This window comes from Marvinbryantia sp., from assembly GCF_047017445.1.
GTDB lineage: Bacteria > Bacillota > Clostridia > Lachnospirales > Lachnospiraceae > Marvinbryantia.
This window is the reverse complement of the sequence record NZ_JBKXTT010000002.1, coordinates 397,785-419,146: the sequence shown is the minus strand read 5'-3', so window position 1 is coordinate 419,146 and position 21,362 is coordinate 397,785. Positions and strand designations below refer to the sequence as shown.

Sequence of the window (21,362 nt, the reverse complement as noted above, 5' to 3'; positions counted from 1 at the left end):
ACAATGGAAACGGAACGCATAAAGTAACCTGCACAGACTGCGGAACAGTAGTAACTGAAGCGGCTGATTGTGTATATGTAAATGGTGCGTGCGGCGCATGCGGACATAAAGAGCCGGGCTGCGACCATATGGGCAATAACTGGGAGTACGTAGACAATGGAAACGGAACCCACAAAGTAATTTGTAAAGATTGTAACGAGGTAGTAACTGCAGCAGCAGAGTGTGTATGGGAGAACGGAAATGCTTGCGTATGCGGATCTGAGTGTGACCATATGGGTAACCACTGGACATACACAGACAATGGAAACGGAACGCATAAAGTAACCTGCACAGACTGCGGAACAGTAGTAACCGAAGCAACAGAGTGTGTATGGGAGAACGGAAATGCGTGTGTATGCGGATCTGAGTGTGACCATATGGGTAACCACTGGACTTACACAGATAACGGAAACGGAACGCATAAAGTAACCTGCACAGACTGCGGAACAGTAGTAACTGAAGCAACAGAGTGCGTATGGGAGAACGGAAATGCTTGCGTATGCGGATCTGTAGAAGCTGTTGAAACGGAGAGCGAACCGGAAACAGAAAGCGAACCGGAAACAGAAAGCGAACCGGAAACGGAAAGCGAACCGACAACGGAAAGCGAACCGGTTACAGAAGAAGTGACCGAAGATGTAACAGAGGATGTAACCGAGGAAGTGTCCGAGAAGGAAACAGACAAAGTTACGGAAAAAACAACGGAAGCTTCCAAAAAGACAGATACAACAGAGAAGACGACAGATAAGGATGCAGTAAAGACCGGTGATAATACAGTAGTAGTACCGTATATCATTGTTATGGCTATGGCTGCGGCTCTGGTAGTAGTTGTTATTAAAAAGAGAAAAGTGGTAAAATAAGCTCAGAAAATGAAAAGTAAGAGAGGGCAACCTCTCTTATTTTTCAGAAAAAAATGATTGTTGGAACGCAGTAAAGAAATTTGCTGCGTTTTATAATCATTTTAATTATGGAATCAACATTTGCCCGGAGGAGCATATGAGTGTAGAAAAAAGAAAAACATACAGAGAAAAAGGGGATAAACGCAGGCACAGAAGAAAAAGTCGTATAAGAGGAATACTGATGCTTGCGGTATTAGTAATTTTGGTAGCCGTTTATGCTATTGTTGGAAGATTTTTGTTTTCTGAGAAAACGCCAGATGAGAGCAATGCTGTTACAGGAGAAACACAGGGAAGCAAAGAAGTAATTACTGAGACTGCGAATGAGTATATAAAAGCAAAAGCCGGAGATGCATCACAGCTAAGGGAACAGATTGCCCGGATAAAAGAGATGAATCTGGAGGATTATACAGAAGAATCGCTGAACAATCTGTTTGACTATATTGCAGCCGCAGAGGCTCTGATTGCAGGAAATGCCGCGCAGGAAAAAATGGATGATGTAAGTGCGAAGCTTGAGGAGGCGATTGCCGCTCTGGAGCTAGTTCAATAAACAGGGATGTAAAATTGCGGGCGCTCATATAATATAGAAAACGCAAAGAGAGCATGACATGGCTACTGATCAGAAAATTGAAAATCTTTTAAATCTTGCACTGGATACGACGCCGGAGGAGCGGGAGAAGTCGCTGACGCTGAACGTCGGGTTTGACGCGCAGGATCAGGAATGGGATCTGATCGTAAAGTATTCGGGCAGCCTGGAGAAATTTCGTGAACAGGGCATCCGCGTGGCGGAGCTTGCGAACGGCTATGCGATCGTTACCATTGCGCAGTCCATGATCCCGTATCTATCGGCGCAGCCGGAAATTGAATATATTGAAAAACCAAAGAGGCTGTTCTTCTCTGCTCGTCAGGGGAGGACAGCTTCTTGTATGGATGCGCTGCAGCTTATGGACGAAACGGGAGTACCGAGTACAGCAGGTGTTTTATTGGAACAGGAAGAAAACGTGGCGACGCGCGTTCTGCTGGGACAGGGAATTTTGATCGCTGTGATTGATTCGGGCGTGGATTATACGCACCCCGATTTTCGTAACCCGGATGGAAGTACCCGCATTCTGGCAATCTGGGATCAGAGCATCGCCGGAAATCCTCCGGAAGGGTATACGTTGGGAACGGAGTACACAAAGGTTCAGATTGATGAGGCGCTTCGCAGCGGACAGCGACTGCCCACGCGGGATATCAGCGGGCATGGTACCGAGGTGCTCGGAATCGCGGCCGGAAATGGGCGTGCTTCTATTTCTGACGGCCAGAAAGCCGGCGGACTGGAGGGCGGCGACGGACAGCTGACGGCAGAAGCACCGGCGTCTGGTGGACAGCAGGAGGGCGCCCGCGTACAGGCACTGGAACAGTCGGTAATTGGACCAGACCGCGGCGTGGCTCCACTGGCGCACATTCTGGTGGTGAAGCTGGGCAATCCGAAGCCGGGATCCTTTCCAAGGACGACAGAGCTGATGCAGGCGCTGGATTATGTTTATCGGAAAGCGCAGGAGTGGGGGCTGCCGGTTGCTGTAAATCTGAGCTTTGGAAATGTTTACGGACCGCACAACGGCACAAGTCTTCTGGAAACTTTTATTGCGGAGCTTGCGGATCGCTGGCGTTCGGTCATCTGCGTGGGAACCGGGAATGAGGGCAGCACAGCCGGTCACACTTCCGGAATGCTGCAGCAGGGAACCGCGCGGGAGGTACAGATGGGCGTTGCCCCATTTGAAAGTACCATCAATGTGCAGCTCTGGAAATCCTACTTGGACGAATTTGAGATCCGGCTGATAACCCCGGAGGGACAGGTGATCGGACCGCTTCCCGAAAATCTCGGACCGCAGCGCTATCTTGCAGGAAACACGGAACTGCTGATTTTTTATGGCAAACCAAGCCCGTACAGCATTTCACAGGAGATTTATTTTGACTTTCTGCCGACGCGGGAATATATTGACAGCGGTATCTGGCGTTTTTGGCTGATGCCCCGCAGAGTGACGGACGGCAGGTATGATATTTGGCTCCCGCAGGCGGAGGTGCTGAATCCGGGAACGCGATTTTATGAGCCAAGCGTGGAAAACACATTGACAATTCCCGCGACCGCCAGAAACATCGTCGCTGTCGGAGCCTACGATTCCCGCAGCCTCACGTATGCGCCTTTCTCGGGGAGAGGCAATCCGCCCGGGCAGCCGCTGCCCTCCGGCGCCACCGCCGTAAAGCCGGATCTTGCCGCGCCGGGCGTCAATATTCGGACAACTGCAGTCGGAGGCGGCTACACCATCGTGACGGGAACCTCCTTTGCAACTCCGTTTGTCACCGGGGCCGCGGCGATGCTCATGCAGTGGGGCATCATTAACGGAAACGATCCGTTTTTATATGGAGAAAAGGTGCGGGCGTATCTGCGCCGCGGAGCACGCCCTCTGCCGGGATTCACGGTGTATCCGAATAATCAGGTGGGGTATGGTTCATTGTGTGTGCGGGAGAGTTTACCGGTGTGAATCAAAGAAAAAAGATGATAATGAACAATATAGATATTGAAAATAAGAAGAAAATATATTACAATATATACACAATGTGTAAATAAAAAGAGAGGGAAAGCAGTGGAAGTAAAGAATGAGATAAAGAAATTACGAGAAAGTACAGGAATGAATAGAAAAGAATTTTGTGAATATTTTGAAATTCCATATCGAACGATGACAGAATGGGAAAGAGGAACCAGAAAAATGCCAGATTATGTATTGCGGTTGTTGGCTTATAAGATAAAAATGGAGAATTTTATAGAGAAGGAAGATGTGAATGAAGAATAAAGTTATTGTGGTGCAAAATGTTAATATTACTGTTTCGGAGGAAAATTTCGACGATTATATCTGCATCACTGATATTGCAAAAGCTAAAGTTGGCGGATCCAGAGGAGCAGATGTCGTCAAGAACTGGATGCGAAACAGAGCAACACTGGAATTTTTGGGTACATGGGAACAAATTTATAATCCTGCTTTTAAAGTGGTCGAATTCGACCACTTTAAAAGTGAAGCGGGGTTACATACATTTGTGTTGAGTGTTTCAGAATGGATTGAAAAGACAAATGCGATAGGTTTATTTGTAAAACGTGGAAAATATGGGGGAACGTATGCGCATAAAGATATTGCATTTGAATTTGCCTCATCTATCAGTCCGGTTTTTAAATTATACTTAATCAAAGAATTTCAAAGACTGAAAGAAGCGGAGAATAATGCAAAAAAAATTGAGTGGAATGCGAAGAGATTTTTGTCAAAAAATAACTATTTGATTCAAACAGATGCTGTTAAAAATTATTTAATTCCATCAGGAAATTATAAAGAAAATTTGGAGTGGCTGGCATATGCGGAGGAAGCTGATATTTTGAATGTTGCATTATTCGGATTTACTGCGAAAGCCTGGCGGGACAAAAATCCTGAATTGGCAAAAAAGAATAATGTGAGAGATTTTGCTTCAATTAACGAACTTACAGTCTTATCTAATTTAGAAACACATAATGCACAGATGCTCCGTGAAGGTAGAGGCAAGACAGAAAGATTTCAAATATTGAAAGAAATTGCAGAGTATCAATTGAACATTCTTAATGCGGCTGAAGAGATAAAGTTGATTGAGTGAAAAATTGTAATTGAAAATTTTTGGTCCTTACTTGACAGTGGCATATGGGGAAAAGGTTCGCGCCTACTTGCGCCGCGGAGCCCGCCCCCTGCCGGGATTTGCACAGTATCCCAACAGCCAGGTGAGGTATGGGGCGCTGTGTGTGAGGGACAGTTTGCCAGTATGATATTGACGTGTGTAATAAAAAATGCAATGGAGGCTGATATGAGAAGCAGTACATATGATAAGCTGGAAGCGGTATACCGGAAGTTTAAAGGATATATAGGAACGCCGGAGCTTATGAAAGAGGGTTTTTCAAATCGCCAGATAGCAGTCTTGGCAAAAGAGGGGTATTTGGAAAAAGTATGTCATGGATATTATTGGCTGGTCAGGAAAAAGGAAGATAAACCATCAGACTATAAATGCATAGAAGTATGCCTTAGCGATCCCAGGGCGATCGTTTGCATGAACAGCGCGCTCTATTATCAAGGAGAAATTAAAGAAGAGCCGGAATATTTGGATGTTGCCACAGCACGGACGGACCGTAGCTTGCTGAGTATGAATTTCCCGATTATGCGGCATTATTTTTCGACTAATAATTACTTAATGGGCATGAGGAAAATAGAGACAGAATTTGGCTGCTATAATATCTATGACATTGAGCGGAGTATCTGTGATATGCTTCGTCTGGAATCGGATATTGAGATAGGAATCGTAGATAAGATAAAAATAAATGAGGAACAATACAGACATATATTGAGATACGCAGAGCTGCTGCGGGTAAAACAGCAATTATGATGACAATATAAAAGAAAGACAAAATATTTGCCGGAATGAATTATAATTATATGGAGGTACATAGCAATCGCATGGATGAAAAAAAGATTGGAAAATTAAAAAGACTTTTTGATGATGTTATTCATATATCAGAAGATGGAACAATTGAATTTTGGTATGCCAGGGAATTGCAGCCATTGTTAGGATATTCCAGGTGGGAAAATTTCGAGTTAGTTATAAAGAAAGCGATGATATCTTGTGAGAATGCAGGTGGAAATGTAAACGATCATTTTCGTGGCGTCACGAAAATGATAAAATTGGCGAAAAATGCAGAAAGAGGTATTAAAGAATATGTGCTGACACGTTATGCATGTTATTTGATCGCCCAAAATGGAGATGTGAGAAAAGATGAGATTGCCTTTGCTCAAAGCTATTTTGCTGTTCAGACAAGAAAACAGGAACTTATTGAAGACAGGATTAAGCTGATTGAGCGATTAAATGCAAGAGAGAAATTAAGAGAGTCTGAAAAAAGGCTGTCTCAGAATATTTACGAACGTGGGGTGGATGATGCTGGCTTTGGAAGAATAAGATCCAAGGGTGACCAGGCGCTTTTTGGCGGATTTACTACAAAGGACATGAAGGAACGTCTAAGAGTAAAAGAGAACAGACCTCTGGCAGATTTTCTTCCAACATTGACCATAGCTGCTAAAAATCTGGCAACAGAAATGACCAATTATAATGTGGAACAAAAAGAATTATATGGCGAAGCTCCTATAACAGATGAACATGTTCAGAATAATTCAAGTGTAAGAGAGATGTTGGGACAGAGAGGAATAAAGCCGGAGGATTTGCCTCCGGCAGAAGATCTGAAAAAGTTGGAACGCAGAGTAAAAAGAGATGAGAAGAATTTAATGAAAGGATAAAAAATGTTTGGTCCTTACTTGACATCAGCATATGGAGAAAAGGTGCGCGCCTACCTGCGCCGCGGAGCGCAGCCCCTGCCGGGATTTGCGCAGTATCCTAATAGCCAGGTGGGGTATGGGACGCTGTGTGAGGGAGAGTCTTCCGGGGTGAGCCTGGTATGCTTGTTGGTTAATCATCACTTTATTTATTATATATGTGATGAATAAAGTGATGATTATGTGTTGATTAAAATGATGAAAAGGGATATACACATTTTTCAGATTTGCATTTGAATAAATAGGGAGTTATTTTGCTGTTCAAATGAGAAAACAAGAACTTATTGAAGATAGGATAAGTTTGATTGAAAGATTAAAGTCTGCGCCTGTCTGTGCCGCGGCGCACAGATGCTGCAGACTTTCTTTTAATCTTTCGTGTTTCCGGTATTTGAAGCTGCCGGAATTTTGAAATGGATATATGTACCAAAACCCAGTTTGCTGGCAATGTGAACACATGCATCTTCTCCATAAAAGAGCTGGAGGCGTTTGCTGGTGTTTACAAGACCTATGTGACTTGCCATTTCTTCATCCGAAATATAACCATTTAATTTCTGACGGATTTGGCGTAAATTTTCCCCGGAAATGCCCGCACCATTGTCAATGATGGAGATAAACAGAGTCTCATTGCGTAAATAAATTCTTATTCGAATAAAGCATTTTTGATCTGTATTGCGGCATCCATGGTAGATTGCATTTTCGATAAAAGGCTGAAATAGAAGGCGAATTACTTTTTGCGAGAGCAATTCGTCGTCATATTCCCAGATCACTTCAAACTGATTTTGATAACGGACCTTTTGCAATAAAATATAATTTTTGGTATTTTGTATTTCTTCCTCCAGTGTTACAAGGGTACTGGAGGGTGAAATAGAATATTGAAGGATTTCTGAAAGCTGTTCAATCATTCGACTGACGTCATTGTTGCTGCCGGTGAGAGCAACTGCTTTCCAGAAAATAGTTTTCAGTGTATTGAATAAAAAGTGCGGATTAATTTGTGCCTGCAGAGCAGTCAGCTCCAAAGAACGGGCGTGATGCTTTTTGGCTTCCAGCTGAAGACGCAGATAGTTCTGCTCAACAAAGGTACGGATAATCTGCTGCTGAATATAGTCGTAAGCTCCTGCATCGTGCTTGTCGGGAGGATTCAGAGGAAGTCCGGCTTCAGCACGTTCAAAAATTTCCAGTGTGCGATAAAGCTGACGATAATTTTTTCGGGTTATAGACCATGCGATTAATACACTTGACACGAAGGAAACAATTAACAATGCTGCTGTAATGCGGATTAATGTAATGGGCAGACGGTATATGTGGGAATAATCGCTGACAGAAAAATAGCTGATATCGTAACGATTGGAGGACATGCGGGATACGACATAGTGTTTTTCGTTCAGCCATATAGGAGAAGTTGCTTCCGGAAGAGATACCAGCTTTTCAAAATCCAGTTCTTCGTGGTCAGGTTGCTCTATACTGCCTTTGGCGAGTAAATTGCCAGTTTGATCGAGAAGAAAAACCGTCTGGGAACCATCGGAGGCAGACAGCATTTGTTCAATATAAGAGCAGCGTATATTCATTACGAGCATTCCGTCTGCAGTTACGGAACCAGGAGAGTACAGGGGGTTATAAATGGTAATAACGGGGGTACCCGGATCCTCGAAATTATAAGAGCGAACACATCTGGCTTCGAGGAAGGTTTGTGTATTTTCTGCATTCTGATATTGCTCGTACCAGTGCTGATCGGGATAATGAGAGATATCTGTAATACCCCGATTAGAAACGAACATGTTGGGTTTATTGGTTTCATAATAGACATAAATAGAATGTATATATGGCTTGGCGTTGGCAGATGCATTAATAATATCGGAAAACCATCGCTGGATATTTGCATTATCGTAATCTACGCTGTCAGATTCCAGCAAAGTTTTCAGCTTGGAAACGAAACGTCCATTTAGACAGAAATTATTGCTCAGAGTATCGATCTCACTGAAAATAAGCTCTGTGGAATTGCGCATTTGCGTCAGTGTCAGATTATTATTTGTTTCCACTTCTTTTTTTATAGAGGTTTGCACAATAAAAAAAGAAAAACTACCAAGTAAAAGTATTGGAATCATCGTGGGAAGTAAAAAGGAAAGAAGATTTCTTGCAAAAAAACGGCGTCTCATGTCGTGTGCTCCTTATCTGCAGGCGTTCGGGTGCTGCGTCCACGGTATTCCTTCGGAGACATACCATAAAAACGCTTAAAAGCACGGGTGAAATTAACGGAATTAGAATATCCTACCAGAGCGCTTACCTCGTAGGTTTTATACTGAATATCTTCAAGCAGCTGCGCCGCTTTTTTCATACGCACTTCCATTAAATAATCGGAAAAATTTTGTCCGGTTATTTTCTTGAAAAATTTACTGATATACTGAGGATTCATATGAACCTGTTCGGTCAGATCCTCAAGCGTAACATCTGCATAATGTTCATTGATATACTTTTTAATGGTGTCAATTACCTTATCATCAAAAGAGGAAAATTCTGGTTCTGGTTTTTCTGGTAAATTGTCGCCGTAACGAGCACTGTCCAATTCGGAGTGTATGCGGGAAAACACACGGATCAGCTCATTGTATTTTGCAGATTTCAGGATATAGCTTTTTACATTGTATTCCAGCGCCTGCTTTGCATAAGAAAATTTTGAATAGCCGCTGAGAAATACAATTTGGATATCCGGGTAATTTTCATGTATAAGTTTTGCGAGCTCCAGTCCATTCATAACGGGCATATTAATATCACACAATACCACATCGACAGAATGATGACAAATATAGTCATATGCGCTTTTCCCATTTCCAAGGTGGCACACTACGGTAAATCCAAGATCCTCCCAGGGAAAATACTGACTGATGCCTTTTAATATTTCTGGTTCATCGTCCACAATCATCAGCTTATACATAAGTTCCTCTTTTCCTGTAAAAATCAGAATTTTATTTAGTATACCATAATTATAGGAAAAATCTGCATAGAAAATGTAAAATGTCAATTTAAGATAAAAAAATACAAATAAAGATATGTTTTGGGAAACTATCAAAAAAGAGGGAAAGAGATGATAGGTTTTGTCAAGCAGGCAGTCTGGTGCGCGACCGTAAATTAAGATAAAATAAAAGCACCAAAAACAACGGAACCGGGGTTTGGAAAACAGACAAGAAAAGGGGGAAACAATTTTGAAGAAAAGGAAGATGGCAATGATCGGTATGCTGACCGCTGCAGCAATTGGGAGCAGCGCTTCGGCGGAGGCTGAAAAGGACGTAACGATGCGTTTTTCCTGGTGGGGTGCGGATATCCGTCATGAAGCAACGCTTGCGGCGATTGAGGCTTATGAGGAAGAAAATCCGGGAGTGCAGATTGAGGCAGAATACCAGGGATTTGAGGGATACCAACAGAAGATGATGACACAGCTGGCAGGCGGTACAGCGCCTGATCTGGTGCAGATCGATAATGTGTGGCTGATGGATCTTTCGTCACAGCAGAAGGTGCTGTTTGATGATTTGAACAATTATACGGATATTATTGATCTGAGCTATTTTGATCCGCAGATTATTGAAAGCTATTGCTCTTACGATGGAAAGCTTCTGGGAATTCCTCTTGGCACGAATGGTTCCGGCATTATGATCAATACGGAATTTATGGAAAAGTTTGGAATACCTACAGACGAACAGCTTACCTGGGATTCTGTAATTGAATATGGAAAAAAGGTGCAGGAACAGGATTCTGACAGTTATTTGCTTGGAATTGATCCGAGCAGCGAGAGCATCATACCGCTGTTTTGGGAACCCTATCTGCTGGGTTTGACGGGAGAATATTGGGTATCAGATGAGTTTGAAATCATTGCAACCGCAGAAGACATGCAAAGTACATTGTCTATGCTGAAAGAGTTATACGACAGCGGCGCAGTGGTGCCTATGGGAGAAACGATTAGTTTTGCCACCAAGATGGAGCAGCTTCCGAAATGGGTGAATGGTGAAATTGGCGGACTGATGGATTGGTCAGGAAGATTGCCGGCAATTAAATCTGCATTGGGAGAAGAAAAATTCTCCACTATGAATGTTCCGATTGTGGCGGATGGAAAAGTAGACAGTTATCCAACAAAGCCCTCATTGCTGCTTGCGATCAGCAACGATTCTGAGAATAAAGAAGAAGCGGCAAGATTTATTAACTGGATGGTTAATACAGAAGAAGGAGCATCTATTTTGAAAGACGTGCGTTCTATTCCGGCTTCCACACTTGCACGTGAGGTCATTTCGGAGGGGGATATGGGAGATCCGGATGTTTTGGCAATGGTAAACAATACGCTTGAGAACCCGTCGCCTGCACCGCCTTATGTGGGACGCAATGCAGAGATTGTGTCGATTGTTTCAGAAGTAATGCAGAAGGTGGTTTATGATCAGACAACACCGGAAAAGGGCGCTGAGGAAATTATTACCCGTGTACAGAATAAGCTGGACTCGCTAAATAAGTAGAAATGTGAGTTTCGAAGGGTGTCTGTACTTTGAGAGAGGGAATAGGCGCCCTTTGAAAGGAGGACGGATCAATGGGAAGTTTTGCCCGGCTTCGCAGCAGGCTTCGACGCCGTGACTGTGTGGGGTATGTTTATATTTTGCCATGGATACTGGGTTTTTTATGCCTGCAGTTATATCCGCTGGCATCGTCATTGTGGTATTCTTTTACCAATTATTCCGGGTTTGGAGAAGCTGCATTTATCGGGCTTGAAAATTATAAAAATATTTTTCGGTTCGATTATAATTTTGGACAATCATTGAAAGTAACACTGCTTTATGTTGGGATTACAGTGCCGCTGAAATTGATGTTTGCTCTGTTCATAGCGATGCTCCTGAGCGTGCCTTTGCGGGGAGTGAATGTATTTCGGACTATTTACTATATACCGTCGATTCTTGGCTCAAGCGTGGCAGTGGCGACTTTGTGGCGTTTTATGTTTATGAAAGACGGCATGTTTAATAATTTACTGAGTGCTGTTGGCATAAAAACGCAGATTGACTGGATTGGAGATTCCAGATTTGCGCTTCTTACGATCAGTCTGCTGTCTGTTTGGCAGTTTGGCTCTTCCATGGTTATTTTTTTGGCGGGGCTTAAGCAGATTCCAAGAGATTTGTATGAGGCGGCTTCTATTGATGGAGCATCTAAAGTACGCCAGTTTTTTGTGATTACAGTTCCGATGCTGACGCCGATTATCTTTTTTAATATTATTATGCAGACAATTACAGCTTTTCAGGATTTTACAGCGCCGTTTTTGATTACAGCGGGCGGACCGGCAAACGGCACTTATCTGTATGGAATGTACCTGTATGACAATGCATTTCGTTACTACAAAATGGGATATGCAAGTGCATTATCATGGATTTTGTTTGCAATTATCATTGCCTTTACACTGTTATTATTTCAGACATCAGCCAAATGGGTGTTCTATACGGAGGACGAATGATATGCCGAAAAAAATGAATCGAAGTATGCGCAGGAAAAGAAATAAAATATTAATGTATTTGCTGCTGATATTAGTAGGAATAATGATGATATATCCTCTTGTATGGCTATTGTTTGCATCGTTCAAGACAAATGAAGAAATTTTTGGTACAACGGCATTGCTGCCGGCTAATCCGGTATTTGATTCTTACGTAGAAGGCTGGAAGGGAACGGGACAGTTTTCTTTTGGAGTTTTTCTGAAGAATTCCTTTATTCTTGTAGTTCCGACAGTAATACTGACACTGATCTCCAGTGTTTTAGTAGGCTATGGATTTGCACGTTTTCATTTTCCGGGGCATAAAATCTTATTTGCTTTGATGATCTCTACCATGATGCTGCCGAATGCGGTTGTCGTTATCCCTCGTTATATTTTATATAACAAAATGGGCGTGCTGAATAGTTACGATACTTTTTATTTGCCGGCAGCATTGGCATGCTATCCTTTTTTCATTTTTATGATGGTACAGTTTTTCAAAGGAATACCGCGGGAGCTGGATGAATCGGCTAAGATGGATGGATGCAATTCTTTCCAGACTTTGATACACGTTTTGCTGCCGTTGTCAAAAGCGTCCGTGTGTTCTGCGGCAATTTTTCAGTCTGTGTGGACCTGGAATGATTTTTTTAACTCTTTGATTTATATCAACAGTGTATCAAAATATCCGGTAAGTTTAGGACTCCGTATGTCGCTGGACAGTGCGGACGCTGCTCACTGGAATGAGATTTTTGCAATGTCGATTGTCTCGATCATACCATGTGTAATACTGTTTTTTACAGCGCAGAAGTATTTTGTAGAAGGCATTGCGACCTCCGGGATCAAAGGGTAGAAAAGCGGAAGGGAGTGAGTTGCTTTGAAATATTATATGGGGATCGACATAGGGACGACAAATCTCAAGGCAGCAGTATTCCGGGAGGATGGAGAGCTTGTATCTTATCACAGCGAAAGTACGCCGGTGAGTCATCCGAAACCATTTTTCAGTGAGATGGATCCAATGGAAGTATGGGAAAAAATAAAAATTTGTATTCGGGAAAATGTCAAACAATGTCCGGCAAAAGAAATATGTTCTGTCGCGGTATCTTCTATGGGTGAGGCAGGTATACTCGTGGAAGAGCAGGGCAGACCGCTGAATCCCTTTATTTTGTGGTATGATACCAGGTCAGAAGCGCAGTATAAAAGGCTGGAGACGGCTGTCGGTTATGATCGGCTTTATGAAATTACCGGGCAGATCCCATCTGTTAAATATGGGATCAGCAAGCTTTTATGGCTGAAGGAAAATGATTGGGAATTGTACCAGAGGGCCAGCCACTGGCTGTCTGTAGAGGATTGGATAATTTATTGTCTGTCAGGAAAGTATGCGACAGATTATTCTGTGGCAGCCAGAACTCTGGCGTTCGATGTGCACACATGCAATTGGTCGGATGAGATTATAGAAGCAGCAGGATTGAAGAAGCAGCTGTTTCCAAAAGCAGTTCCCGGCGGGACGGCTGTCGGAAGATTAAAACCGGAAATTTCTGTGGAATTAGGTTTAAATAAAGAAATGATTGTAGCGACAGGAGGCCATGACCATTCCTGTGCGGCTATTGCGGTGAACATTCAGAAGGAAGGTGTAATGCTGGATTCCATGGGGACAGCGGAGGTATTGATGATGGCGTTCGACCATGTGCTGCCCTTTGAAGTCCTTAGAAAATCAGGGTATTCTGTCTATCCGCACTGCGGAAAAAGAAAATACCGGTTGCTGTCCTCAAATCAGGCGTGCGGAGTATGTCTCCAGTGGTATTTCAAAAATATGGGGAGGGATCTGGAAACAGAAGCAAAAAAAACTGGCGTTTCCCGCTATGCATTGCTGGAAAAACAGATTTTGCTGCAGCGATCCCAAAACGAAAAGCTGCTTTTTTTCCCTTTTCTGCGTGGGTCTGCAGAAAATTCAGAACTTATGGGAACCTTTTGGGGGATGTCAGATACAGATAGGCCCGGAGATTATGCCGGCGCGATCATTGATGGAATGGCTTTTGAACTGAGGCGGCAGACGGAGGACTACATACAGCTTGCACAGCTTGAAAAGCCAGTGGTACGGATCGCGGGAGGTTTAAGCAAATCGGATTATATTATGAGACGTAAAAACAAAATACAGGGCGTTCCGGTAGAGGTTCCGGTATGTACGGAAGCCGCCTGCTTTGGCGCTGCGCTTCTTGGGGCGATTGCAGCCGGACATCTATCCTTTGAAGAACTGGAAAATTTCTGCAGGATACAGTATATCTTCCGTGAAGGACAGCCCTGCGAATATGCGGCGAAATTTACACAATACAAAAACATACGGGAGCAAATCGGCAGGCTGTATATGCAGTTAAGAGACGAATCGTTTCTGTGTAAAGAAAATTATGAATAAAAGGAGAGGCTGAATGGGAAAGAAAATTGCTGTAATTCATACAAGCCTTGCGATCAGAGAGCGTCTGGATGAGGAGATTATGCGGCAGATTCCGGGAGCGGAGATTCATAATATCATTGACGAGAGAATTTTATCGGATGTTATGAAAAAGGGTGTAGATGAAGATATCTGCCGCAGAATAAGTCTGTATATATTGGCCGGGGAGAGTATGGGCGCAGATATTATTCTAAATGCGTGTTCGTCGGTGGGAGAAGCTTTCGGGATTGGAACACATCTCACAAAAACGCCGTGCCTTAAAATTGATCAGGCAATGGCGGAGGAAGCGGTACGCTGCGGCAGCAGTATTGCTGTCTATGGGACGGTAGCGACTACACTGGAACCAAGTGCACGTCTTATTGAGACGGAAGCGGGGAAGATCGGGAAAAAGGTTTCGGTTACACGTTATCTGATCGACGGAGCATTTCAGATACTTGCAGAGGAGAAAAATGCTCAGAAGCATAATCAAATGGTAATGAAAAAGATAATGGAAACGAAAGAACGGCACGATGTAATTGTACTTGCGCAGGCGAGTATGGCAGTGCTGATTCCGGAAATGAAGAATGTCACACAGCCGGTTTTGTATAGTATCAACAGCGGTGTTAAGCGTTTGAAAAAGATGTTGGAGCAGGCAGCTTCGTGATACAGGAGGAATAGAGATGGAAATAATGAATGGTGATGTGCTGAGAAGGATGCTGAAGGAGGCAGATGAAGGCGGCTATGCGGTGCCAATGTTTAATTACACAGATTTGTGGGATCAGCTCGCAGTGCTTGAAGCGGCAAAAGAGCTAAGAGCGCCGGTTATGTTTGCATCAATTCCGAAAACAGTGAACATGTTGGGAGTGGAACTGCTTGGCGCTGTAGGAAAAATCAGGATGAAGCAGTCTGCGGAACCGATTATTCATCATCTGGATCATTCCAATTCGGTGGAATTATGTAAACAGGCGATTGACTGCGGTTATCCGTCAGTTATGATTGATGCCTCGAAAGAGTCTCTGGAGCAGAATATTGCAATGACCAGGGAAGTTGTGGAGTATGCGGCTGCTCATAAAGTTTGTGTGGAGGCGGAAATCGGCAAGATCAAGGGGCGCGACTATGAGGCTTCCTTTGAAGGCGGAGATTTTTTAGTACAGGTAGAGAATGCGGTAAAACTGGTAAAAGAGACAGGGGTGGATACGCTTGCTGTTGGAATTGGCACGGCACATGGCTTTTATCAGGGCAAACCGGAGATTAATTTTAAACGTCTGGCAGAGGTAAATGAGGCACTGGATATCCCGCTGGTACTTCACGGGGGGACCGGAATACCGGAAGAGGATGTTCGAAAAGCGATTAAAAATGGGATAAATAAAGTGAATGTAGGAACCCAGATCCGTTATACATATATGGATAATGTAGCGCGTGTCGTTCGGGAGAGAGGAGCGGTGATACATACGATTGACATCATGCAGGAAGTGATTCCGTATATTAAGGAGGCGGCAAAAACATGGATTAAAATATGCATGGCAGATGGAAAGGCTTGAATGCTGATATTATATAAGGAACGGAAAAGGCAGGTGTCCAGGTGAGAAAAAAAGAAAGCAATATTTTAATCGGATGTGTGGCAGATGATTTTACCGGCGCCGGAGATGCAGCTTCTTTTTTGGCGGAAAAGGGCATAAAGACGATGCTTTTTAATGGAATTCCGGGAGAGGAAGAGCTTGCGATGGACTGCCGGGCAGTGGTCATTGCATTGAAAACAAGAAGCGCTCGGCCGGAAATTGCAGCAGCGCAGACGTTGACGGCATTTCACTGGCTTGAAATGCATGGGGCAAGACAATTTTATGTGAAGTATTGTTCTACGTTTGACTCCTCGCCAGAGGGGAATATAGGTCCGGTTGTGGACTGCATTCTGGAAGCGTATGGAGTGAAGTATACAGTGCTTTGTCCTTCTCTTCCGGTAAATAAACGAACTGTACGGAGCGGGCAGCTTTTTGTGGATGGCGTGCCGCTGGACGAAAGTCCAATGCGGAACCATCCGCTAAACCCAATGTGGGATTCCCATATTGAACGCCTTATGAAAGAACAGGGCAAATATTCCTCGTTTGTAATAGATGGAGAATTGCTTGCCAGGCCGAAAGAGGAGATTTTGAATTATATAGAAGAGTATGGGCAGGACAAGGATCACTTTTATGTTATCCCCGATTTTGAGACAGACGCGCAGGGAAATAAAATTGCAGAAGTTTTCGGGGATTTAAAGCTGCTTACGGGAGGGGCAGGTCTTCTGGCGCATATGGCAGAAAAATATGCCCCACAGGCACAGAAGGAGATGAAGGAGACAGCAGATGCCGGAACTGTTGGAAAAGGGCTTGTTTTATCCGGAAGCTGTTCAAAGGCGACCAGGGAGCAGATTCGTTATTTTAAGGAAAAAGGCGGACGAAGTCTGGCGCTTTTTCCCGAAAAGCTGCTCAGCGGAGAAATGAGCCTGGAAGTAATATGGCAGTTTATACAGGAGAATACGCAGGAGGAGGTATTGATCTATTGTGATGGGTACGAGCGGAAGGAAACGCGGACAAGGGCGGAACAGGAGCGAAATGCAAACGTATTGGAAAAGGCGCTGGCAGATATTGCTGTAAGAGCATATCACAATGGATATAATCGTATTATTGCAGCGGGAGGAGAAACATCGGGGGCGATTGCTCTTGCATTGGGATTTGACGCATTTCTGATTGGAAAAAGCATAGCGCCGGGGGTACCGGTCATGATTCCGCTTCGCAGACCGGAAGTGCGTCTCGTATTGAAATCCGGTAATTTTGGGCAGCCCGATTTTTTTGTCCGTGCGCTTGACATGACCGGAGGAAGATAATATGGGAAATTTGCTGGAAGAAAAAACAGAAACAGCGGTATGGATAGCAAAAAGTTTGTTTGACAGGGGAAAGACGTCGGGTTCTTCGGCGAATCTGAGCTTTCTGCACAGAGGAATCATTTATATTTCGGGCAGCGGAACCTGCTTCGGGAGATTAAAACCGGAGGAATTTTCCAGAGTCCGGCTGTCGGATGGTGAGCATATTGGCGGAATAAAGCCAAGCAAGGAATTGCCCCTGCATCGGTGCTTTTATAAAAAAGACAGTAGTATACAGGCAGTGATTCATGTGCATAGTTTTTATTCGGTAGTTTGGTCATGTATGCCGCCGGAAAATACAAAATTGGTAATTCCGAGATACACACCTTATCTTGCAATGAAGCTTGGAGCGGTAGGGTGGATTCCATACGCAGAGCCTGGTTCGCAGGAATTATTTCAGTTGTTTGAAAACAATATAAATGAATGCAATGGATATTTGCTGGCTAATCATGGCGCTATTGCAGGCGGAAAGGATCTGCTGTCTGCGTTTTATGCGATAGAAGAACTGGAAGAAAGCTTACACGTAGCCTGGGAGCTTAGAAAAGAAAATGCAAATAGGATCTGAAAACTGACAGAGTTATGCGGCCCGGGCAGCCTTACTGGCAAAGGGCCGCGTTTTTTTACGGAAAAATACACGTTTACGCTGGATAATACAGCTAATATGTGTTATACTTAAACTCGTATTCACGAGGGAAACAATCAGATAAGGAAGGTGAGCGATTGGAAAACTATACCAAGTATAAGTTAAAAAGCAGCGAAGAGCTGGTGTCCCTGCTGGCCGGGAAGGACAACCTGTTTATCGTTGCCTGTAACAAGTGCTTTAAGGAGTTTGAAAACATTGACGAGCCGGATTGTGAAGAGCTTGAAAAGCTCGCAGCCGAGCAGGGCAAAACAATTACCGGCAGTGCAAAGGTTGATTTTTTATGCAACAAGGTCCAGACTGAGAAAAAGCTGCAGGACATGATTCCGGAAGGAACGGAAAATGTGCTTGTCGCTTCCTGTGGTCTGGGTATCCAGACCGTCGCAGATCTGGCAGGAAAGCCCGTATATGCGGCCAGCAATTCACTGAATTATACGGGGCATCACGGCATGGCGCTGACGAAAAAGAGCTGTGACGCGTGCGCGCAGTGTTATCTGAATATTACCGGAGGTATCTGTCCGATCGTTGACTGTTCCAAGAGTCTTGTGAACGGACAGTGCGGAGGCGCAAAGGACGGCAAATGCGAGGTAGACGGCAATAAAGACTGCGCATGGGAAAAGATTTACAGAAGGCTGGAGAAGCAGGGACGTCTGGAAGAGTTCTTACACCAGCCGGTACAGATACGGGATTACTCGAAGGTAAACTTCAAAGTCATCAACGATTATGTGAAATCTGTCCGCGAGAGCAGACTTGCGGGCTATTACGGCGGCGTTCATCCCTCGGAGCGCAAGGAATTCACAGAGCATCTTCCGCTTGTGAGATTCCCGGAGCCGGAAGAGGTCGTGATTCCGCTGTCCATGCATGCGGGCGCTCCGGCGAACCCGGTCGTGCAGGTGGGCGATACCGTGAAGGTCGGACAGAAGATCGGCGAAGCGGCAGCCTTCATCAGCAGTCCGATCCACTCCAGTGTGAGCGGAACGGTAGTTGCGATCGAGCCGCACGGACATGCCACAAGAGGCGAATGTCTCTCCGTTGTCATTCGTTCGGACGGAAAGAATACGCTGGACGAATCCGTAAAGCCGCATAAGTCTCTCGATGAGCTTACGCCGGACGAGATCGTTGAGATTGTCCGCGAGGCAGGAATCGTCGGCATGGGCGGAGCCGGATTCCCGACATCTGTAAAACTGAAACCGCCGAAGCCGATCGACACGATCCTGCTGAACGGCTGCGAATGTGAGCCGTATCTGACGGCAGACCACCGGGTGCTCCTGGAGTTTGCGGACGACGTCATTTACGGTCTGAAAGCGATCATCAAAACCGTCAATGCAGAAAAAGGTCTGATCGTTATTGAGGATAACAAGCCGGATGCCATCGAGCTGATGCAGGCCAAGATCGCGGACTGCGACAACATCGAGGTAGTAGTGGCTAAGACGAAGTACCCGCAGGGCGCTGAGAAGATGCTGATCAAGCGCGTGATGGGCAGACAGGTTCCGCGCGGAGGGCTGCCTGCAGATGTAGGCTGCGTTGTCAGCAATATCAGCACCACAAAAGCGATCTCCGACGCGATCCGGAAGGGTATGCCGCTGATCGAGCGTGTGGTAACGGTAACCGGTGAGAGAATAAAGAATCCGGGCAATTACATAGTAAAGATCGGTACCAACACCAAAGATCTGATCGACTACTGCGGAGGTCTGGTGGGCGACGACATCACCATCAAGGCAGGCGGTCCGATGATGGGCTTTGTTCTGAACGATACGAACGTGCCGATCATGAAGGGCTCCAACGGTATCATTGCCGTTGAGACGGACCACAGTGTGGAGCAGCCGTGCATCAAGTGCGGACGCTGTGTTGACGTATGTCCGATGGAACTCACTCCGCTGTATTTCGCAAAATATGCGGATGAGGAAAACTGGCAGGGCATGAAGGATAGAAACGTTATGGATTGTGTGGAGTGCAGAAGCTGTGAATACATCTGTTCCTCCAAGATTCCGTTAGTGGCAAAGATAAAAGCCGGAAAAAATGCGGTAAGGGGGATGAAGTAATATGTTGATTACCCAGTTAAAATCCAAAGAGACAATCGCATCGCTGGCAGAGGGCAAGGTTTTTATCATTAACTGCCATGGATGCAAGGAAGTGCATTTCCCGGAAAAGGAAGCGCTGGAGCTTCAGAAGGAGCTGGAGGCTGACGGGAAACTGACAGGAGCGATCACAACAGATTATATCTGCAATCCGGACAACATGAAGCTGCGTCTGGAAAAGCACAAAGATGAGATCGCGGCAGCCGATGTGATCCTGGTACTTTCCTGCGGCGTTGGCGTGCAGACGGTCGCAGAGTATTTTGAGGATAAAAAAGTATGCGCGGCATGTGATACCTATCCGCTGCCGGGCTTCCAGGGCGTGACGCCGCTGGAGTACGACTGCAAGCAGTGCGGCGAGTGCTATCTGAACTTAACCGGCGGCATCTGCCCGATCACGGCATGTTCCAAGAGCCTTGTAAATGGTCAGTGCGGCGGTTCCAAAAACGGCATGTGCGAGGTGGATGGCGACATGGAGTGCGGCTGGGAGCGCATCTACAGAAGACTTGCGCAGATCGGACGTCTTGACGCGCTGAAATGTCCGACGCAGATACGTAATTTCGCAACCGATGACGAAGTGAAAAATTTATAATGAGTAGGAGTAATGTACAATGAAAATTACGGAATTATTTGAACGTGGTGAATTTGTGGTTTCTGCGGAAGTAGGACCGCCTAAAGGAATTCATATTGAACATACACTGGAAGAAGCGAAAACGTATCTGAGCGGCATTACGGCTGTCAACGTAACCGACAACCAGTCCTCCGTTATGCGTCTCGGTTCCCTTGCGGTATGTAAAGCTCTCAAGGACGAGGGGCTGACGCCGATCTATCAGCTTACCTGCCGCGACAGAAACCGTATCGCGCTGCAGTCCGACCTGCTGAGTGCGGCGATGCTCGGCATCGAAAACATTCTCTGTCTGACGGGCGACCACACAAAGATGGGCGACCATCCGCAGGCAAAGCCGGTATTCGACCTCGATTCCGTTTCTCTTCTTCATACCGTGACGAAGCTGGAATCTGGCGTTGATCTCGGCGGAAACGAGTTGATTGGCGAGCCGCCGAAGTTTGCGAAGGGCGCAGTTGTTTCTCCGTGCAGCGATTCTGTGGACGCACAGCTTGCAAAGATGGAGCGCAAGGTAGCAGCAGGCGCAGACTACTTCCAGACACAGGCAGTATTCGAGCCGGAGAAATTCATCAAATTCATGGAGAAGGCAAAACAGTTCGGCAAACCGGTCCAGGTTGGCATCATCATCCCGAAATCCGCGGGCATGGCAAAGTTCATGAACAACAATGTTGCCGGCGTCCATGTTCCGGATGAGATGATCGAAGAGCTGAAGGCTGACAAGGAAAAGACAAAGGCAGGCATCACCGGTGTGGAGATCGCTGCCCGCATTATCAAAGAATGTAAGCCGTACTGCCAGGGCGTACATATCATGGCGCTTGGCTGGGAGTCCAAGGTACCGGCGCTTCTTGAACAGGCTGGAATCTAAATATAAAAAAGTGCTGCCGCACGAAATGATGGAATAAATCATTGGTG

19 protein-coding genes and 1 pseudogene are annotated in these 21,362 nt (G+C 45.2%); 18 read left to right on the top strand and 2 right to left on the bottom strand.

Annotated elements, in window-relative coordinates; genetic code table 11:
• The 7 genes and pseudogenes from ACLU9Q_RS03835 to dinD form a co-directional block, all read left to right on the top strand.
• A pseudogene (locus ACLU9Q_RS03835) lies at positions 1-896 on the top strand (hypothetical protein); the annotation flags it as partial.
• Positions 897-1,116: 220 nt separating this feature from the next.
• Complete coding sequence (locus ACLU9Q_RS03830; protein WP_412624673.1) at positions 1,117-1,482, top strand: hypothetical protein; 366 nt, start codon at positions 1,117-1,119, stop codon at positions 1,480-1,482.
• A 58-nt stretch (positions 1,483-1,540) separates the two neighbouring features.
• Positions 1,541-3,457 carry a S8 family peptidase gene (locus ACLU9Q_RS03825; RefSeq protein WP_412624672.1) on the top strand — a complete coding sequence of 639 codons (1,917 nt, stop codon included), beginning with the start codon at positions 1,541-1,543 and terminating at the stop codon, positions 3,455-3,457.
• A gap of 102 nt (positions 3,458-3,559) precedes the next feature.
• Positions 3,560-3,766 carry a helix-turn-helix domain-containing protein gene (locus ACLU9Q_RS03820; RefSeq protein WP_296832438.1) on the top strand — a complete coding sequence of 69 codons (207 nt, stop codon included), beginning with the start codon at positions 3,560-3,562 and terminating at the stop codon, positions 3,764-3,766.
• A complete protein-coding gene (locus ACLU9Q_RS03815) occupies positions 3,756-4,589 on the top strand; it encodes a KilA-N domain-containing protein (RefSeq protein WP_296832441.1) in 834 nt (277 codons plus the stop codon). Before ACLU9Q_RS03820 ends, ACLU9Q_RS03815 begins: the two co-directional genes overlap by 11 nt.
• 204 nt (positions 4,590-4,793) lie before the next feature.
• A complete protein-coding gene (locus tag ACLU9Q_RS03810) occupies positions 4,794-5,366 on the top strand; it encodes a type IV toxin-antitoxin system AbiEi family antitoxin domain-containing protein (RefSeq protein ID WP_296832445.1) in 573 nt (190 codons plus the stop codon).
• 71 nt (positions 5,367-5,437) lie between these two features.
• Positions 5,438-6,268 carry a DNA damage-inducible protein D gene (dinD, locus tag ACLU9Q_RS03805; RefSeq protein ID WP_412624671.1) on the top strand — a complete coding sequence of 277 codons (831 nt, stop codon included), beginning with the start codon at positions 5,438-5,440 and terminating at the stop codon, positions 6,266-6,268.
• 401 nt (positions 6,269-6,669) lie between these two features.
• Here the strand turns inward: dinD and ACLU9Q_RS03800 are convergent, their stop codons facing one another.
• Both ACLU9Q_RS03800 and ACLU9Q_RS03795 read right to left on the bottom strand, forming a co-directional pair.
• The gene (locus ACLU9Q_RS03800; RefSeq protein WP_412624670.1) at positions 6,670-8,457 is read right to left on the bottom strand and encodes a sensor histidine kinase; all 1,788 of its coding nucleotides are present in this window, start codon (positions 8,455-8,457) and stop codon (positions 6,670-6,672) included.
• Positions 8,454-9,230, bottom strand: coding sequence for a response regulator transcription factor (locus ACLU9Q_RS03795; RefSeq protein ID WP_296928090.1), 777 nt, complete (start codon positions 9,228-9,230; stop codon positions 8,454-8,456). Before ACLU9Q_RS03795 ends, ACLU9Q_RS03800 begins: the two co-directional genes overlap by 4 nt.
• Before the next feature lie 268 nt (positions 9,231-9,498).
• Here ACLU9Q_RS03795 and ACLU9Q_RS03790 point away from each other — a divergent pair, with 268 nt between their 5' ends.
• The 11 genes from ACLU9Q_RS03790 to ACLU9Q_RS03740 all read left to right on the top strand — a co-directional run bounded on the left by ACLU9Q_RS03790 (position 9,499) and on the right by ACLU9Q_RS03740 (position 21,315).
• Complete coding sequence (locus ACLU9Q_RS03790; protein ID WP_296832456.1) at positions 9,499-10,794, top strand: ABC transporter substrate-binding protein; 1,296 nt, start codon at positions 9,499-9,501, stop codon at positions 10,792-10,794.
• A 71-nt stretch (positions 10,795-10,865) separates the two neighbouring features.
• Complete coding sequence (locus ACLU9Q_RS03785) at positions 10,866-11,774, top strand: carbohydrate ABC transporter permease (RefSeq protein WP_296832459.1); 909 nt, start codon at positions 10,866-10,868, stop codon at positions 11,772-11,774.
• Between the two features lie 25 nt (positions 11,775-11,799).
• Entirely contained in the window at positions 11,800-12,636 is an 837-nt protein-coding gene (locus ACLU9Q_RS03780; protein ID WP_296832563.1) for a carbohydrate ABC transporter permease, read from the top strand.
• 24 nt (positions 12,637-12,660) lie between these two features.
• Entirely contained in the window at positions 12,661-14,196 is a 1,536-nt protein-coding gene (locus ACLU9Q_RS03775; protein ID WP_296832462.1) for an FGGY-family carbohydrate kinase, read from the top strand.
• A gap of 13 nt (positions 14,197-14,209) precedes the next feature.
• Positions 14,210-14,875, top strand: a complete 666-nt coding sequence (locus ACLU9Q_RS03770) for an aspartate/glutamate racemase family protein (protein WP_296832466.1) — start codon at positions 14,210-14,212, stop codon at positions 14,873-14,875.
• A 16-nt stretch (positions 14,876-14,891) separates the two neighbouring features.
• Entirely contained in the window at positions 14,892-15,752 is an 861-nt protein-coding gene (locus ACLU9Q_RS03765; protein ID WP_296832469.1) for a class II fructose-bisphosphate aldolase, read from the top strand.
• Between the two features lie 41 nt (positions 15,753-15,793).
• Entirely contained in the window at positions 15,794-17,074 is a 1,281-nt protein-coding gene (otnK, locus tag ACLU9Q_RS03760; protein WP_296832473.1) for a 3-oxo-tetronate kinase, read from the top strand.
• 1 nt (position 17,075) lies between these two features.
• On the top strand, positions 17,076-17,675 hold the full coding sequence (locus ACLU9Q_RS03755; protein WP_296832476.1) for a class II aldolase/adducin family protein: 600 nt from the start codon (positions 17,076-17,078) through the stop codon (positions 17,673-17,675).
• 155 nt (positions 17,676-17,830) lie between these two features.
• A complete protein-coding gene (gene rsxC / locus ACLU9Q_RS03750) occupies positions 17,831-19,792 on the top strand; it encodes an electron transport complex subunit RsxC (protein WP_296832478.1) in 1,962 nt (653 codons plus the stop codon).
• Between the two features lies 1 nt (position 19,793).
• Positions 19,794-20,417 (top strand): methylenetetrahydrofolate reductase C-terminal domain-containing protein, encoded by a 624-nt coding sequence (locus tag ACLU9Q_RS03745; protein WP_296832482.1) that lies wholly within the window; start codon positions 19,794-19,796, stop codon positions 20,415-20,417.
• A 19-nt stretch (positions 20,418-20,436) separates the two neighbouring features.
• Positions 20,437-21,315, top strand: coding sequence for a methylenetetrahydrofolate reductase (locus ACLU9Q_RS03740; RefSeq protein WP_296832485.1), 879 nt, complete (start codon positions 20,437-20,439; stop codon positions 21,313-21,315).
• The last annotated feature ends 47 nt before the right edge of the window (positions 21,316-21,362 follow it).